At 70.9% G+C, this 16,296-nt stretch carries 14 protein-coding genes and 1 riboswitch; of the genes, 3 read left to right on the top strand and 11 right to left on the bottom strand.

Annotated elements, in window-relative coordinates:
- The first annotated feature begins 282 nt into the window (after window positions 1–282).
- Together ACGFZF_RS24565 and ACGFZF_RS24560 are read left to right on the top strand one after the other, a co-directional pair.
- On the top strand, window positions 283–879 hold the full coding sequence (locus ACGFZF_RS24565) for a hypothetical protein (protein WP_356602586.1): 597 nt from the start codon (window positions 283–285) through the stop codon (window positions 877–879).
- 345 nt (window positions 880–1,224) lie between these two features.
- Window positions 1,225–1,431 carry a DUF5999 family protein gene (locus tag ACGFZF_RS24560; protein WP_147977010.1) on the top strand — a complete coding sequence of 69 codons (207 nt, stop codon included), beginning with the start codon at window positions 1,225–1,227 and terminating at the stop codon, window positions 1,429–1,431.
- A 147-nt stretch (window positions 1,432–1,578) separates the two neighbouring features.
- Here the strand turns inward: ACGFZF_RS24560 and gcvP are convergent, their stop codons facing one another.
- Window positions 1,579–4,464: an aminomethyl-transferring glycine dehydrogenase gene (gcvP, locus tag ACGFZF_RS24555; protein ID WP_393557334.1), complete on the bottom strand. Its 2,886-nt coding sequence runs from the start codon at window positions 4,462–4,464 to the stop codon at window positions 1,579–1,581.
- A gap of 182 nt (window positions 4,465–4,646) precedes the next feature.
- Window positions 4,647–4,745, bottom strand: a riboswitch (glycine riboswitch).
- A gap of 63 nt (window positions 4,746–4,808) precedes the next feature.
- Between gcvP and ACGFZF_RS24550 the strand changes: the two genes are divergently transcribed.
- Complete coding sequence (locus ACGFZF_RS24550; RefSeq protein WP_356602590.1) at window positions 4,809–5,225, top strand: PRC-barrel domain-containing protein; 417 nt, start codon at window positions 4,809–4,811, stop codon at window positions 5,223–5,225.
- 30 nt (window positions 5,226–5,255) lie between these two features.
- On the opposite strand, the gene ACGFZF_RS24545 is transcribed toward ACGFZF_RS24550, so the two are convergent.
- The 10 genes from ACGFZF_RS24545 to ACGFZF_RS24500 form a co-directional block, all read right to left on the bottom strand.
- Complete coding sequence (locus tag ACGFZF_RS24545; RefSeq protein ID WP_393557332.1) at window positions 5,256–6,692, bottom strand: DNA polymerase IV; 1,437 nt, start codon at window positions 6,690–6,692, stop codon at window positions 5,256–5,258.
- A gap of 98 nt (window positions 6,693–6,790) precedes the next feature.
- Window positions 6,791–7,402 carry a MerR family transcriptional regulator gene (locus ACGFZF_RS24540; protein ID WP_393557330.1) on the bottom strand — a complete coding sequence of 204 codons (612 nt, stop codon included), beginning with the start codon at window positions 7,400–7,402 and terminating at the stop codon, window positions 6,791–6,793.
- Window positions 7,403–7,656: 254 nt separating this feature from the next.
- Window positions 7,657–8,130 carry a bifunctional nuclease family protein gene (locus ACGFZF_RS24535; protein WP_005475662.1) on the bottom strand — a complete coding sequence of 158 codons (474 nt, stop codon included), beginning with the start codon at window positions 8,128–8,130 and terminating at the stop codon, window positions 7,657–7,659.
- A 53-nt stretch (window positions 8,131–8,183) separates the two neighbouring features.
- Window positions 8,184–8,927: a MerR family transcriptional regulator gene (locus tag ACGFZF_RS24530; protein ID WP_393557327.1), complete on the bottom strand. Its 744-nt coding sequence runs from the start codon at window positions 8,925–8,927 to the stop codon at window positions 8,184–8,186.
- A gap of 29 nt (window positions 8,928–8,956) precedes the next feature.
- The gene (locus ACGFZF_RS24525) at window positions 8,957–9,883 is read right to left on the bottom strand and encodes an FHA domain-containing protein (RefSeq protein WP_393557861.1); all 927 of its coding nucleotides are present in this window, start codon (window positions 9,881–9,883) and stop codon (window positions 8,957–8,959) included.
- A gap of 82 nt (window positions 9,884–9,965) precedes the next feature.
- On the bottom strand, window positions 9,966–10,991 hold the full coding sequence (locus ACGFZF_RS24520) for a DUF881 domain-containing protein (protein ID WP_393557325.1): 1,026 nt from the start codon (window positions 10,989–10,991) through the stop codon (window positions 9,966–9,968).
- 539 nt (window positions 10,992–11,530) lie between these two features.
- Window positions 11,531–11,863: a small basic family protein gene (locus ACGFZF_RS24515; protein WP_015032176.1), complete on the bottom strand. Its 333-nt coding sequence runs from the start codon at window positions 11,861–11,863 to the stop codon at window positions 11,531–11,533.
- Entirely contained in the window at window positions 11,860–12,792 is a 933-nt protein-coding gene (locus ACGFZF_RS24510; RefSeq protein ID WP_393557323.1) for a DUF881 domain-containing protein, read from the bottom strand. The genes ACGFZF_RS24515 and ACGFZF_RS24510 overlap by 4 nt, the downstream gene beginning before the upstream one ends.
- 100 nt (window positions 12,793–12,892) lie before the next feature.
- Window positions 12,893–15,388 carry a sugar phosphate nucleotidyltransferase gene (locus ACGFZF_RS24505; protein ID WP_393557321.1) on the bottom strand — a complete coding sequence of 832 codons (2,496 nt, stop codon included), beginning with the start codon at window positions 15,386–15,388 and terminating at the stop codon, window positions 12,893–12,895.
- Window positions 15,389–15,504: 116 nt separating this feature from the next.
- The gene (locus ACGFZF_RS24500) at window positions 15,505–16,113 is read right to left on the bottom strand and encodes a CDP-alcohol phosphatidyltransferase family protein (RefSeq protein WP_393557320.1); all 609 of its coding nucleotides are present in this window, start codon (window positions 16,111–16,113) and stop codon (window positions 15,505–15,507) included.
- Window positions 16,114–16,296 lie beyond the last annotated feature (183 nt).

Below are 16,296 nucleotides of genomic sequence, written 5' to 3'. Positions count from 1 at the left end.
TGAACCGGCCGTCCGCCGTGCGGGCAGCGTCGCAGGCAGGCGACGCACACTCTTCATAAATCCTCGGAATCGCGGTAGAAATAAGGCCGGATGAAGCCTTGTCCGCAATATCGGCGACGGCTAGCGGAAACATCGTGTGAACACGTGTCGTATAAACTCCGCGAACGAGGCAGAGTGTTGGCGCCCGGCCGTGGATCCTGACTCCCCTCCGGCCCGGCAGCCGACAGCGCCGTCGTACCTGCCCACGCAACACCGTGTCTCCTGAGTGAGAGGCGACCCATCATGCTCCGACCCTCCCCGGCCCCTGCGCCGGCACTGCGTAGTGTCCTCGCCGCGCTCGGCTCCCCCACCGCCGTCCGCGAGGCGCGAACGCCCGCCCTCCGGTCCGCCCAGGGACCGCTGAGCCCCGAACTGCCCCTGCCCGTCCACGTCCTCGACGTACGGGACCAGGTCGTCCCGCCGGGGCACGCACCGCGCACCAGGCTCGTCGGCTGGCGCTTCCTGATCCGGGGACCCGAGCGGGCCGTCGCCGCGGCGGACACCATGCTCACCCCGGACGGCTGGACCTTCTCGCACTTCTTCGAAGGGCCCTACGTCACGGCCACCGAACGCGCCCTGCTCCAGGCCGAGACGCTGGCCACGCCCTACCAGCCGCGCCTGCTGTCGGTACCGGAGCTCTACATGTTGACGCTGTGGCTGCACGGCGACACCGCCGCGGACGGCACCTCCGCGCCCGACCCCGCGGACCTGCTCATCCCGCTCGCGCCCGCACCGCCGGGTATCGCCGCCCATCTGCCGCACCGGGTCGCCGACCTGCTGCCGGTCCTGACCCTGCGGCTCGCGCCACCGCCGCTGTTCGGCACTCCGGCGCCGGCCTGAGCCGTCACTCCGAGAGCCCCGAGCCCCGCGACCGGTCCGCGTCGCGGGGCACTGTTCTGCGCCCGGAAGGTCGAACACGGGCGCCGAACGGACGCCTCGAACACCTCCCCCCGGACGGACTAGCCCACCCGGGCCATAGCGAACCACCCGAAGAGATGGCCCAGTTGACTTGAACCGCCCGGGCGGGTGATACGTCTTCATGCAGTAGGAAGAGCTGCCGCGAAATCCCTGCGGATCGACGTCCGTAGGGGAAGACTGGACCAACCGAACCGACCACGGGGAGCGGCCATGAACACCGCGTCGAGCCGCAGGACACACACCACGACACAGCGAAAGAACCCATCCATGTGCCAGCACCAGCCCGCCTGCCCGACCGCCCACTCCGCCGACCGGGAGGCGGCCCGTCTGATGGCACACCACCCCGAGCAGGGCTGGAGCCTGCTGTGCAACGGCGTCCTGCTCTTCGAGGACACCGGTGAACTGCTGCCCGACGGGCAGATCATCGCCCCGCACCGCCCGCTGACGGCGGGCCAGGTGGCCCAGGCCGCCTGATCCCCCGCACGCCACCGCCGCGCACGGCAGCCACCGCGCGCGAGAGGCCGCGCGAGACCGCGGCCCCCGGCTCCGCCCCGTCCGGCGGCGCCCCGCACGACAAAGGGCCGGCCCGGAGAGAATCTCCGAACCGGCCCTCATTCATGCTCAGTTGTCGTACTCGTCCATCGGCGGGCAGGAGCAGACCAGGTTGCGGTCGCCGAAGGCCCCGTCGATCCGGCGGACCGGCGGCCAGTACTTGTCCGCCGCGGACACGCCGGCCGGGAAGACCGCCTCGTCACGGGTGTACGCGTGGTTCCACTCGCCGCCCAGCGCCGCCGCGGTGTGCGGCGCGTTGTGCAGCGGGTTGTCGTCGGCCGGCCACGTGCCCGACGCGACCTTCTCGATCTCGCCGCGGATGGCGATCATCGTGTCGCAGAAGCGGTCGAGCTCGGTGAGGTCCTCGGACTCGGTCGGCTCGATCATCAGCGTGCCGGCCACCGGGAACGACATCGTCGGCGCGTGGAAGCCGTAGTCGATCAGGCGCTTGGCGATGTCGTCGACGCTGACACCGGTCGCCTTGGAGAGCGGACGCAGGTCGACGATGCACTCGTGGGCGACCAGGCCGGCCGGTCCGGTGTAGAGCACCGGGTAGTGCGGCTCCAGGCGCTTGGCGATGTAGTTCGCCGCCAGGACGGCCACCTGCGTGGCGCGCTTGAGGCCCTCGCCGCCCATCAGGCGGACGTACGACCACGAGATCGGCAGGATGCCGGCCGAGCCCCACGGGGCGGCCGAGATCGGGCCGACGCCCGTCTCCGGGCCCGCGGTGGGCTGCAGCGGGTGGTTCGGGAGGTACGGGGCGAGGTGGGCGCGCACACCCACCGGGCCGACGCCCGGGCCGCCGCCGCCGTGCGGGATGCAGAAGGTCTTGTGCAGGTTCAGGTGCGAGACGTCGCCGCCGAACCGGCCCGGCTTCGCGAGACCGACCAGGGCGTTGAGGTTGGCACCGTCGACGTACACCTGACCGCCGGCGTCGTGGACCTCGGCGCAGATGTCGGCGACGTGCTCCTCGAACACACCGTGGGTGGAGGGGTAGGTGATCATCAGCACGGACAGCTCGTCGCGGTACTGCGCGATCTTGGCCCGCAGGTCCTCGATGTCGACCTCGCCGTCGTCGGCGGTCTTGACGACCACGACCTTCATGCCGGCCATCACGGCGCTGGCGGCGTTGGTGCCGTGCGCGGAGGACGGGATGAGGCAGACGGTGCGCTGGAGGTCGCCGTTGGCGCGGTGGTAGGCGCGGACGGCCAGCAGGCCGGCCAGCTCGCCCTGCGAACCGGCGTTCGGCTGGATCGACACCTTGTCGTACCCGGTGACCTCGGCGAGGCGCTCCTCCAGCTCGGTGATGAGCGTGAGGTAGCCCTGGGCCTGCTCGACCGGCGCGAAGGGGTGCATCTGGCCGAACTCGGGCCAGGTCACCGACTCCATCTCGGTGGTCGCGTTCAGCTTCATGGTGCAGGAGCCGAGCGGGATCATGCCGCGGTCGAGGGCGTAGTCGCGGTCGGCGAGCTTGCGCAGGTAGCGCAGCATCGACGTCTCGGAGCGGTGCGCGTGGAAGACCGGGTGGGTCAGGTACGCGTCGGAACGGAGCAGTCCGGCGGGCAGCGCGTCCTCGGCGAGGGCGTCCAGGGCCGCGACGTCGGCCTCGACGCCGAAGGCGGACCAGACGGCGGCGAGCTGGGCGCGGCCGGTGGTCTCGTCGCAGGACACGGACACGTGGTCGGCGTCGGCGCGGTAGAGGTTGACGCCGGCCTCGCGGGCGGCGGCCACGACCTCGTCGGCCTTGCCGGGCACGCGGACGGTGACGGTGTCGAAGAAGGTGTCGGTGACGACCTCGACGCCGCCGTCGCGAAGGCCGCGGGCCAGGATGGCGGCGTAGCGGTGGGTGCGCTCCGCGATCTGCTTCAGGCCGTCCGGACCGTGGTACACGGCGTACATGCCGGCCATGACGGCGAGCAGGACCTGGGCCGTACAGATGTTGCTGGTGGCCTTCTCGCGGCGGATGTGCTGCTCGCGGGTCTGCAGGGCCAGGCGGTAGGCGCGGTTGCCGTCGGCGTCGACGGAGACGCCCACGAGGCGGCCGGGCAGCGAACGGGCGTGCTTGTCCTGGACGGCCATGTAGCCGGCGTGCGGACCGCCGAAGCCCATGGGGACGCCGAAGCGCTGGGTGGTGCCGACGGCGATGTCGGCGCCGAGCTCACCGGGCGAGGTGAGCAGGGTGAGGGCGAGCAGGTCGGCGGCGACGGTGACGATGGCGCCGAGCTCGTGGGCCTGGTCGACGACGGCCTTCAGGTCGCGCACGGCGCCGGAGGCACCGGGGTACTGGAGGAGGACGCCGAAGACGCCGCGCTCGGCGATCTCGGCCGGGATGCCCTCGCCGAGGTCGGCGACGACGACCTCGACACCGGTCGGCTCGGCGCGGGTCTCGATGACGGCGATCGTCTGCGGCATGGTGTCGGCGTCGATGAGGTAGACGCCGTTCTTGACCTTGCCGACCCGGCGGGACAGCGCCATCGCCTCGGCGGCGGCGGTGCCCTCGTCCAGGAGGGAGGCGCCGGAGGTGGGCAGACCGGTCAGGTCGGCGACCACCGTCTGGAAGTTGAGCAGCGCCTCCAGGCGGCCCTGCGAGATCTCCGGCTGGTACGGCGTGTACGCGGTGTACCAGGCGGGGTTCTCCATCACGTTCCGGAGGATCACCGGCGGCGTGAAGGTGCCGTAGTAGCCGAGGCCGATCATCGGGGCGAGGACCTGGTTGCGGTCGGCGAGGGTGCGCAGCTCGGCGAGGACCTCGGCCTCGGTGCGGGCCGCGGGCAGGCCGAGCGCCTCGGCGTTCTTGATCACGTCCGGCACCGCGGCGTCGGTGAGCTCGTCGAGGGAGCCGTAGCCGACCTGCGCGAGCATCTTGGCCCGGGCTTCGGCGTCGGGCCCGATGTGCCGCTGCTCGAACGGGATGCCCTGTTCGAGCTCGGAGAGCGGAGTGCGGTTGGCGGTCATGTACGGAGGCCTCCTGGTCGTCACGACCTGCGAGGGGCACCACGGCGCGGGTACCCGGACGGCCTCCCCCTCTGTCATCTCAACCTGAGAGTTTCACCGGCATGCCGAAGGAGCACGCCGGCTTTCACCGTCGGTGAGGGCGGAGGTCGATGGACGACTCCCGCCCTGCTTTCCAGAGTGACCTCGTCCGTGCGGTACAGGGGCCTGAGAGATTCCGGGGAGGATTTGCTCCTTCGGCGCCTCCGAAAGGTTTCTCCGGAGGACTCTCCCGCACGGGGTCAGCAGCCACAGCCAGCCTACCAGCGAGGTTCCGCTCCCCGTCGCTCAAGTGGCCGACATCCCAGATGTGCACTTTCGTAGTCCTTGTAGAGCAGTTGCGACCAGTTGGAGGGACCGTGCAGACCGACATCGATCCGCGCAGCCTGATCGGCCGCAAGGCGTTCGACCGCAACGGACACAAGATCGGCACCGTGGACGAGGTGTACCTGGACGACGCGACCGGAGTTCCCGAATGGGCGGCGGTCCGTACGGGCCTCTTCAGCCGGGACGCCTTCGTCCCCCTGGAGCCCAGCGAACTGGTCGGCGACGGCCTCCACATCCCGTTCGAACGCGCCCTGATCAAGGACGCCCCCGACTTCGGCGTGGGCCGGCACCTCTCCCCCGAGCAGGAGCTCCAGCTCTACCGCCACTACGACATCGCCCTCCCCCCGCCGCCCCCGGACCGCGACTTCGGCCGCCTGGCGGGGCAGGGCGACGCCTGACCGGCCTCCGGGTCGTCGCCGCGGCGAGGGTCAGGGCCCTCCGGGCCCCGGCCCCGTCCGGGCGGCCGCCACACCCGTCGGCCCGCCCTCGACCAGGGGCAGCGGGTCCGCCGGCGCCAGGTCCGGGTCGTCGACGAGGAAGGTGCGTACGCGGCCCGGCGCCGAGCCCGGCTCCTCGAAGCGGACGGTGACCCGCCCCACTCCGCTGCCCTGCACCCAGCCGGCGCCGAACACGGAGTGCCGCACGTCGTGGCCGGGTGCCCAGCGGCGCTCGGCGGCGGACGGCTCCGGTTCCGGCACGGCCGTCTCGGCCTCCCGTGCCGCCGGGCCGGTCTCCGGATCCGCCCCCGCCGGGTCCGCCGAACCCGGTCGCGTCCCCGTCTCCTCCGCCCGCGCCTCCGCCTGGGCGAAGAGGTCTTCCTGGGTGTAGTCCGCCAGGCCGCTCACGCCGACGCCGAGGAGCCGGATCCCGCCCGTCGTGTCCACGGACTCCAGCAGCCGGCCCGCCGCCTCCCGGACCACCACCGGGTCGTCCGTCGGTCCGCGCAGGGTCTCGGACCGCGTGAGGGTCGAGAAGTCGTACCGCCGCACCTTGAGGACGATCGTGCGCCCGGAGTGCCCGGAGCCCCGCAGCCGGCCCACACAGCGCTCCGCCAGCCGCTCGACCTCCATGCGGATCCGCAGCCGGTCGTGCAGGTCCACGTCGAAGGTGTCCTCGACCGAGACCGACTTCGCGTCCCGCTCGGCCACCACGGGCCGGTCGTCGTACCCCTGGGCCATCCGGTACAGGGACGTCCCGTGCGCCCGTCCGAGCAGGCGTACGAGCTCGTCCTCGCCCGCCTCCGCGAGGTCCGACACCGTGGTCATCCCGGCCCTCCGCAGGTGCTCCCCGGTCGCCGGTCCGACCCCGGGCAGGATCCGCACGGACTTCGGGCCGAGCAGCTCCCTCTCCGTCCCGGGTCGGATGAGCACGAGCCCGTCGGGCTTCGCCTCCTCCGAGGCGATCTTCGCGATCATCTTGGAACCCGCAAGCCCCACCGACCCCGTCAGCCCCGTGGCCCCGAGAATGTCCCTGCGCAGCCGCTCACCGGCCTCCCGCGCGCTCGCGGCGTCCTCGGCCGCGCCCCCGGCCTCCAGGTCCACGAAGGCCTCGTCCAGGCTCAGCGGCTCGACGAGCGGGGAGAGCCGCCCGAGCAGTTCCATGACCTGTTCGCTGATCGCCCGGTAGAAGGCGAAGCGCGGCACGAGATAGGCGGCGTTGGGCGCCAGCCGGCGGGCCTGCCCCATCGGCATCGCCGAATGGACGCCGAAACGGCGGGCTTCGTACGAACAGGTCGCGACGACGCCACGGGGGCCGAGGCCCCCGACCACGACCGGCTTCCCGCGGAGACTCGGCTTCGCGGCCTGCTCGGCGGCGGCGAAGAAGGCATCCATGTCCAGATGCAGGATCGTCGGCGCGGCTCTCACATCTCCGATGCTCCCCTACGCCACTGACAATCGGACCCCCGCCCAAGACCGGGCTCCCGCCGACGCCCCAGGACGCGCGGGCCGGGACACCCGCCCGCTCAGACGGCCCGGTCGCGGCGCCGTCGCGCGAGCTCGTCGCCCGGGTTGTGCCCGACGAGGGTCTCGCCGGTGTCGACGCGTTCCCCGTGCAGCTGCGACAGCGCCGACTCGACGTCACGCCAGACCACGCCGACCGCGATACCGAAGACGCCCTGCCCGCCCTGGAGCAGGTCCACGACCTCGTCGGGCGAGGAGCACTCGTAGACGGTCGCCCCGTCGCTCATCAGCGTCATCCGCTCCAGATCGCGGAAGCCGCGGGCGCGGAGGTGCTGGACGGCGGCGCGGATGTTCTGCAGCGCGACCCCGGTGTCGAGGAAGCGCTTGACGATCTTGAGGACGACGACGTCCCGAAAGCTGTAGAGCCGTTGCGTCCCGGAGCCGTAGGCGGCACGTACGCTCGGTTCGACGAGCCCCGTCCGGGCCCAGTAGTCCAACTGGCGGTACGTGATCCCCGCCGCCGCGCACGCGGTCGGGCCGCGGTATCCCACGGTGTCCGTCACCGCACCGGCATCCGTCCCGAGGTCGCCCGCCCTGCCGTGAAGCGGATACGGACCGCTCTCCGCGGGCGCCCGCCCGAGAGAGCCCCCTGCCGTACCGTCGCCGCTGCTCATCACGCCGACCCTCCGTCCTTGACCTGCCCACACGAAGGTAGGCAGTCGCTCGGGGTGCGTCAACGATCGCCACACTCGGCACGCCGAGTGATAATCACCCTGAGAGTGGTTTCCCGTGTCTCTCTTCCGGGAAAGGCTACTCGAATGCTCTGACAGCACCCCGTCAACGGCAGTCGACTTCCGGCCATCGGAAGCGAGAGGCCGGCCCACCGACCCGGGACCGTCGAACGGTCCGGATCAGCGGCCGGCCCGGCTCACTGGCTGTTGGTCCCGAAGTCCTCGGGGGAGATCTGGTCGAGGAACTCGCGGAACTTCTCCACCTCGTCCTCCTGTTCGTCCGGAATCGCGATACCGGCGTCGTCGAGCACACCGTCGCTTCCGAAGATCGGTGTACCCGTGCGCAGAGCCAGCGCTATTGCGTCGGAAGGTCTCGCGCTCACCTCGACACCGCTGGCGAAGACCAGCTCCGCATAGAAGACCCCTTCACGGAGATCCGTGATGCGGACCTCGGTCAGCTCCTGCCCCACGGCCTCGAGCACGTCCTTGAAGAGGTCGTGCGTCAGCGGCCTGGCGGGAGCCATGCCCTGCTGGGCGAAGGCGATCGCGGTCGCCTCCCCCGGTCCGATCCAGATGGGGAGGTACCGATCGCCTCCCACTTCACGCAGGAGCACGATCGGCTGGTTGGAGGGCATTTCCACCCGGACACCCACAACGTCGAGCTCGTTCACACAGCAACCCTAGGACGTGCCCGACCGGTTTGGGTAGTCGGGCTCCCCCAAGATCACGGCAGACGGAGCCCCAGGGCGGTCTGGACCAGGGCGGCGTGAAGCCGGACGGAGAGCCCGGCGAGCTCCTTCGCCGTGGCCTCCGCATGGGCCCTGGTCTGCGGGTTACGGTGCCGGCGCAAGGGTGCGACGACCTGTTCGACGAGCCCCGCCTCACGGTCCGCGGCGGCCTTGACGGCTCGAAGGTGACGAGGTTCCAGACCGAATCTCCCCAGATCCGCGACAAGTCGCGCCACGGTGACCGTCTCGGCGTCGTAGCCGCCCTCGGGTCCCGGCGTCACGAGTCCGTACGACTCCCACTCCGCCAGCTCCGACTCGTCCACCTCGGCGGCGGCGAGCAGCTCGGCACGACCCACCCGTGCGGCGGTCGGCCGGTCGGGGTCACCGTCCCAGGCCCCGTCCAGCAGGTCCCGCTGCGGGCTGGGCGACGGGAGCTTGACCGTCTCGCCCCGGGCGAGGGCGTCGAGATGCTCCCGGATGACCTTCAGCGGAAGATAGTGGTCCCGCTGCATCCGAAGGATCCGAGCGAGGCGCTCGACGTCCTCCGGGCTGAACTTCCGGTATCCGGAGGCCGTCCTCCGGGGCTCGACGAGCCCCTCGGCCTCCAGGAACCGGATCTTGGAGATGGTCACTTCGGGGAACTCGTCGCGCAGCTGGCTCAGCACCGTCCCGATGCTGACCAGCCGCTCTCCCGCGGCGGCGGTGCCGTGTCCGGCACCGCCCGTCGGTGTACGCAGCATGGACCTTCCCTGACGGCTTCCCCGAGGCGTCACACGCCCCGTTGGCTCGAGTAGAACACCAGCCGGTACTTGCCGATCTGCACCTCGTCGCCGTTGGACAGCACGACCGCGTCGATCGGCTCCCGGTTGACGTACGTGCCGTTGAGGCTGCCGACGTCGGCGACCACGAAGGTGCCGTCGGGCTGCCGGCGGAACTCCACGTGGCGGCGCGACACCGACGACGACTCGTCGTCCAGGAAGATGTCGCTCTGCGGGTGCCGGCCGGCCGTGGTCAGCTCGCTGTCCAGCAGGAAGCGGCTGCCGGAGTTCGGCCCCCGGCGCACCACCAGCAGGGCGGAACCCGGCGGGAGCGCCTCGACGGCGGCCAGGGCCTCGGGGGACAGCGACGGAACCGCCGTCTGACCGGTGGCCTCGGAGTCGTAGTAGGCCTCGAGGCCCGAGATGGAGATCGTCGACGTGGTCTCGGAGGGTCGCTCCGGAGCGACCCCGCCCCGCAGCGGCGCGCCGCAGTGGGAGCAGAACCGACTGTCCGCGGCATTGCGGTGACCGCACCTCGTACACACCGGCATGGACGGATCCTCCTGCCGCGGCTGACCCGCGGAGGCCTGGGTCGCGTACGGGTCGGGGGTGAACCCTCCACCCGTACTTGAGGTTGATGGATCCCCGAAACCTATGCGGGCGGCACCGGCAGGGTCAACAGACGACGCGCCGTGTCCACCGACCTCGTCGCGGAACAGCGGGCGCTCGCCACCCTGCTCCTCACTCTGGGCATGACGCGGAGCGCGGTGCCTGGCGTTGCCGCCGTCCTCGCTTGCGCTCTTGCCGAACAACTTCGCAAACCACTTCACGGGCGATTCCCCTTGACTGAAACAGACCCGCCCGTGGGGCAGGACGAACCCTGACTCAACACACCTGCCGACCGGGACATCTTCACAACGTCCATACCCTCCGGACAGTTTCCACCACGCACCACGCTTGTGGTGCGGCGACCCCCCGCAACGTCATCCCCATGTCGCGCGACCGCCATCCACCCCCGCCTCACTGCGAGGACGACTGAGCGTAGTCAGGCCGCTTCGCAGGTCGCAAGGCATCCACAATGATCTTCTCGGACCGGGCCACCGTGGCTGTGGCCTGCTCCTTCTCCAGCGTCTGCACGACGCCACCGGGGATGTTGAGCGCGGGCTCGAGATCCTCGGGCTTGCCGATGACCTTGAAGACGTACGGAGCGGTCACCTTCGTTCCATCGATCTGTATGTCACCGTCCCCACCGGAGAAGTAACTGTCCGCGACCACCCGTACGTCGTTGACCTGGATCGCCTCCGCGCCGGCGGCCCGCAGTTCCTGGATGGCGTCGAGCAGCATGTCCGACTCGACCGCGCCGGAGCCGTCGTCGATGGTGAGCGTGATGCCCGGGCCCTCGGCGGCGACGGTGCCGGCGAGGATGCCGAGCTGGCTCTCCTTCTCCTGTGTCTGCTTGCGCGCCTCCTCGGCCTGGTCCGAACTGGACTCCAGCTCGGAGCGCTGGCTCTCCAGGCGGGTCTTCTCGTCCTCCAGACGCTGGGTGCGGTCGTCGAGTTCGTCGAGGATACGCACCAGGTCCTCCTGGCGGGCGCCGCGCAACGCGCTGTTGTCGCTGGTGGACCGGACCTGGATGGCGAGCCCGAGGCCGAGGACGAACAGCAGCACGGCGACGATGAGTTGGGCCCGGCTGACGCGCGGCGGCCACAGCCCGGCGGCGAGCCGCTGCCGACCCGTCAGCGCCGGCTCGGACCCCTCGGGAGCGTCCTGGACCGGGTCCCCGGAAGCGGCGGGCGCTTCCGCGGCGCTCTGGGCGGGCGGGAGCGGCCGGCCGACGGGGCCGACGGGGCGGGGAGCCCCGGGGCCGGTGGGACCGCCGGGGGCTCCGTGGTTGGTGGGGGCTCCGGGAACGCCGGGCCGGGCAGGGCCTCCGTGGTTGGCGGGAGCTCCGGATACACCGGGAGCTCCGTGGCCGGGCGGCGTCGCGGGACCGGTGGGAACACCGGGACGAGCGTTGCCGACGGGACCCCCTGTGCCGGAAGGCATTCCGGGACGGGCGGGACCGGCGGGACGGCCCGGTGTCCCGGGTACGCCGGGGCCGCCGGGCGCACCGGGACGGGCGGGGCCGCCGGGCGCTCCCGCCCCGGCAGGTCCTCCGGGACCGGCAGGACGGCCGGACGCACCGGGACCGGCGGGGCGGCCGGGCGCAGCGGAGCCTTCGGGAGTGCCGGGGCCCGTGGGGGCGCCGGGACCGGTGGGAGCTCCGGGACCGGTGGGAGCGGGCGGGCGTCCGGTGCCGCCGGGCACGGCGGGCCGGGCGGGGGCCCCGGGGCCGGCAGGTCCCACAGGCGTCGCGGGGGCGGTCGGGGCGGAACCCTCGGGGCGGGCGTCGCCGTCCACGGGCGCGGCACCGTTCTCGGCGCCGGTCACGCCCTCGGGGCCTTCCGCGCCGTCGCGCCTCGTGTCCTCGTCACCCTGCGCGTGCTGGGGGGCGGCGTGCCGGTGGGACTGCTCGTCGCGGTGCCGGGGCGGATGACCGCCGGCGTGCTTCGGCTTGTGCTCGTCGCTGTGGTCGCTCATCGGCCTCACGCCCGGAACACGTGCCGCCGGATGGCGGCCGCGTTGGAGAAGATGCGGATGCCGAGGACGACGACCACGCCGGTCGACAGCTGCGCGCCGACGCCCAGCTTGTCGCCGAGGAACACGATCAGCGCGGCCACGACCACGTTGGAGAGGAAGGAGACCACGAAGACCTTGTCGACGAAGATCCCGTCCAGCATGGCCCGCAGACCGCCGAAGACGGCGTCGAGGGCGGCCACCACGGCGATCGGAAGATAGGGCTCGACCACCGCCGGAACCTCGGGCCGGACCAAAAGTCCGACCACCACTCCCACGATCAGGCCCAGTACGGCGATCAAGATGTGCCCTTCCCTGTGTCGGCCGTGGCCCGCCCGGTGGGCTTGGCCGCCCCGGCTCCCCTCGGCTCTGCTGTGCGAACGATCAGGCTCGGCGCTGCCGGAAGCCGCACGTCGGCCTCGGCCGAGATACGGGTCCGGATGCCGAAGTTCTCCTGCAGCGCGTGCAGGTACTGACCGTCGGCGCTGTCCTGGAACGCGGTACTGAGCCGCTGCCCGTCCCCCACCGCGAGCACCGTGTACGGCGGCACCAGCGGCTTGTTGTCGACCAGTATGGCGTCGCCGGCGGCCCGGATCGCCGAGAGCGACGTCAGCCGCTGCCCGTTGATCGCGACGGCCTCGGCGCCCGACTCCCACAGACCGTTGACGATCCGCTGCATGTCCCGGTCGCGCACCCGGCCCGTGTCGGTGAACCCGCTGCTCTCCCGGGGGCCGCCACCGCCCGAGTCGGTGCCCTTGGCGTCGTCGACGACGAGCTTCACCCCGGGACCGTGCACCGGAGTGGCGCCCGAGAGGAGCGCCACCAGCTCGGCCTGGTCGCCGCCGTGCTGCTCCAGCGCCTTGCGCTGCCGCTCCCCGACCTCGCTCCGGATCTTCTCGACGTCCTGCTCGAGCTGGTCGGCCGCCGAGGACTCGGCGTCGATCCGGTCGATGAGCTCCTGCCGCTCCTTGGCGATGACCGGCGCGGAGATCCGCGCCTCGGCGGCTCCGACCGTGACCACGGCCGCGGCCAGCACGAGGCCGGCCGCCAGACCGAGCTTGGCACGCAGGGTCCGCGGCAGACCGCCGCCGCCCTCCGCCTCGCGCCGGGCGGACGCCTCCGCGTATCCGTCGTCGAGCGCGTGGTCGATCACGTTGTTCAGCAGCGACATGGAGGCGTCCGGACGCGGGGGCGGTGCTCCGGTGCTCCGAACGGGGGGCTGCTGCGACATGCCGCACATCGTCGCACGTCGCGACTGCTACCGCCGAATGGCCCCACCGGGAACCGGGGGGTGTCACTCGGACACCACCCGGTCCACCGGTCACATCCGGCTACTGACCTGCGCTCTCGACCACACTCGACCACTCGTCGAGCAGTGCCTGGGCCGAGGTGTCGTCGGGACCCTCCGCCCACAGATGGGTGACGGCCTCGGCCGGGTCGGGCAGCACCATCACCCAGCGGCCGTCGGCCTCCACCACCCGGACGCCGTCGGTGGTGTCCACGGACCGGTCGCCGGCCGCCTCCACCACCCGGCGCATGACGAGGCCCTTGACGGCCCACGGCGTCGCGACGTCCCGCTTGAGGACGTGCGCCCGCGGGATGCGGGCGTCGATCTGGCTCAGCGTGAGCTGGGTCCGCGCGACCAGGCCGATCAAGCGGACGAAGGCCGCCGCACCGTCGAAGACGCTGCTGAACTCGGGAATGATGAACCCGCCGCGCCCGTCCCCGCCGAAGATCGTCGACTCTTCCCGGCCGACCCGGGTGAGGTCGTCCGGCGAGGTCGTCGTCCACTCCACCTGGGTCCCGTGGTACGCGGCGACCTGCTCCGCGATCCGGGTGGTGGTCACGGGCAGCGCGACCCGCCCCGAGCGCCGCTCGGCGGCGACCAGGTCGAGCATGACCAGAAGTGATCGGTCGTCCTCGATGATCCGCCCGCGTTCGTCGACGAGGGAGAGCCGCTCGCCCACCGGGTCGAACCGGACTCCGAATGCCGCCCGCGCCGACGCGACGATCTCGCCGAGCCGGACGAGTCCGGCCCTGCGGGTCTCGGCCGACTCCGTGGGCCGCGACTCGTCGAGGCCCGGGTTGATCGTCAGCGAGTCGACCTGGAGCCGTCCGAGCAGGCTCGGCAGAACAAGACCGGCGCTGCCGTTCGACGCGTCGACGACCACCTTGAGCCCCGCCTCGGCGATGCCGGTGGTGTCCACGTTCCGCAGGAGGGAGCCGGTGTACGAGTCGTAGACGCTCGCCGGGAAGGTGAGGTCCCCGATCTCGCCCGGGAAGGCACGCCGGTACTCCTGACGTGCGAAGACGCGATCCAGCTTCCGCTGTCCCGCCTGCGACAGGTCGGCCCCGCGCTCGTCGAAGAACATGATGTCGACCGAGTCGGGGACGCCCGGCGAGGTCCGCAGCATGATCCCGCCCGCGCTGCCTCTCGCCGTCTGCTGCCGTGCCACCGGCAGCGGTACGTTCTCCAGGTCGCGCACGTCGATGGCGCTCGCCTGCAGCGCCGAGATCACCGCGCGCTTGAGCGCCCGGGCGCCTCGGGAGTGGTCACGCGCCGTGGTGACCGTGGACCCCTTCTTCAAGGTCGTCGCGTACGCGCCGGCGAGCCGCACGGCCAGTTCGGGCGTGATCTCCACATTGAGGATGCCGGACACCCCGCGTGCGCCGAAGAGGTGCGCCTGGCCGCGGGACTCCCAGATGACCGAGGTGTTGACGAAGGCGCCGGCCTCGATGGTCTTGAAGGGGTAGACCCGGACGTTGCCCTGGACGATCGACTCCTCGCCGATCAGGCACTCGTCGCCGATGACGGCGCCGTCCTCGATGCGGGCGGCCCGCATGACGTCGGTGTTCTTCCCGATCACGCATCCGCGCAGGTTGCACTGCTGACCGACGTAGACGTTGTCGTGGATCACGGCCCGGTGGAGGAAGGCACCGCTCTTGACGACCACGTTCGAGCCGATGACGGTGTGCTCACGGATCTCGGCGCCGGCCTCGACCTTGGCGTAGTCGCCGATGTAGAGCGGTCCGCGCAGGACGGCGTCGGGGTGGACCTCCGCGCCCTCCGCGACCCAGACGCCCGGGGAGATCTCGAAGCCGTCGAGTTCGACCTGGACCTTCCCCTCGAGCACGTCGGCCTGAGCCTTGACATAGCTCTCGTGGGTGCCGACGTCCTCCCAGTAGCCCTCGGCGACATAGCCGTAGATCGGCTTGCCTTCCTTCATGAGCTGCGGGAAGACGTCACCCGACCAGTCGACCGGAACATCCGCTTCGACGTAGTTGAAGACCTCGGGCTCCATCACGTAGATACCCGTGTTCACGGTGTCCGAGAAGACCTGTCCCCAGGTCGGCTTCTCCAGGAAGCGTTCGACCTTCCCTTCCTCGTCCACGATCGTGATGCCGAATTCCAGAGGATTCGGCACCCGGGTCAGACAGACGGTGACCAGAGCGCCCTTCTCCTTGTGGAAGGCGATCAGGTCGGTGAGATCGAAGTCGGTGAGCGCGTCGCCCGAGATGACGACGAAGGCGTCGTCCTTCAGCGCTTCCTCGGCGTTCTTCACACTCCCCGCGGTACCGAGCGGTTTCTCCTCGTTGGCATACGTGAGCTCCATCCCGAGTTCTTCGCCGTCGCCGAAGTAGTTCTTGACGAGTGAGGCGAGAAACTGCACCGTGACAACGGTCTCGGTGAGACCGTGCCGCTTGAGCAGTCGCAGGACATGCTCCATGATCGGCCGGTTGGCCACCGGCAGAAGAGGCTTGGGCATGCTCGAGGTCATGGGGCGAAGTCGAGTTCCCTCGCCACCGGCCATCACGACGGCCTTCATGTCGGAAGCGTCCTCCTTGAAGAGACGACGGTCCGGCCGACCTCACCTGTCCGTTCGGTTGCCCTCGGACGTCCTCGTACATGCCGGCGACGCTGCACGGCACGGGACAGACGGGCTCAATCGGCCGCGGTATCCGCCTTCACGAGTCGACGGACCTGGACCACGTAGAGGATCCCTGCCCACCAATACAGAGTTGTACCCCATCCGGCGAAGGCCCACCCGAAAACTTCAGCGAGTGACGAAAGCCAGCCCGTTCCGTCACTGAGCAGGAGCAACGGGAAGGCGTACATCAGGTTGAAAGTCGCGGCTTTGCCGAGGAAGTTCACCTGCGGCGGCGGATAGCCGTGCCGGCGGAGGATTGCCACCATCACCAGGAGCATCAGCTCGCGGGCGAATAGGGCGGCGGTCAGCCAGAGCGGCAGGATCTCGCGCCAGGTGAGCCCGATGAGGGTGGACACGATGTAGAGCCGGTCCGCGGCCGGGTCCAGGAGCCGGCCGAGGCTGCTGATCTGGTTCCAGCGGCGGGCGAGCTTCCCGTCGAGATAGTCGCTGATGCCACTCAGCATCAGTACCAGCAGAGCCCAGCCGTCGCTGTTGGGACCACCGAACACGGGTCGGAGAATCAACCACAGGAAGAGCGGCACGCCGACGAGGCGAGCCATGCTGAGGATGTTGGGGATGGTGAGGACCCGTTCCGTCTGAACGCGAGTCTCCTGGACCTCCACCCGGGGGCCTCCTGTGGGAACGTGCCGATGATGCCCCCTGACCTTACCTTCAGCCACGACGGTGACGAGCACAGGGGTGGCGGCCCCTGGTCCGGAACGCAGAAAAGCCCCGCACCATAAGGTGCGGGGCTTTCCCACAATGATTGTTCGGCGGCGTCCTACTCTCCCACAGGGTCCCCCCTG

The organism is Streptomyces sp. NPDC048338 (genome assembly GCF_043201055.1).
Taxonomy (GTDB): domain Bacteria; phylum Actinomycetota; class Actinomycetes; order Streptomycetales; family Streptomycetaceae; genus Streptomyces.
The sequence above is the reverse complement of the archived record's forward strand: the minus strand, read 5'-3'. Positions and strand labels throughout refer to the sequence as shown.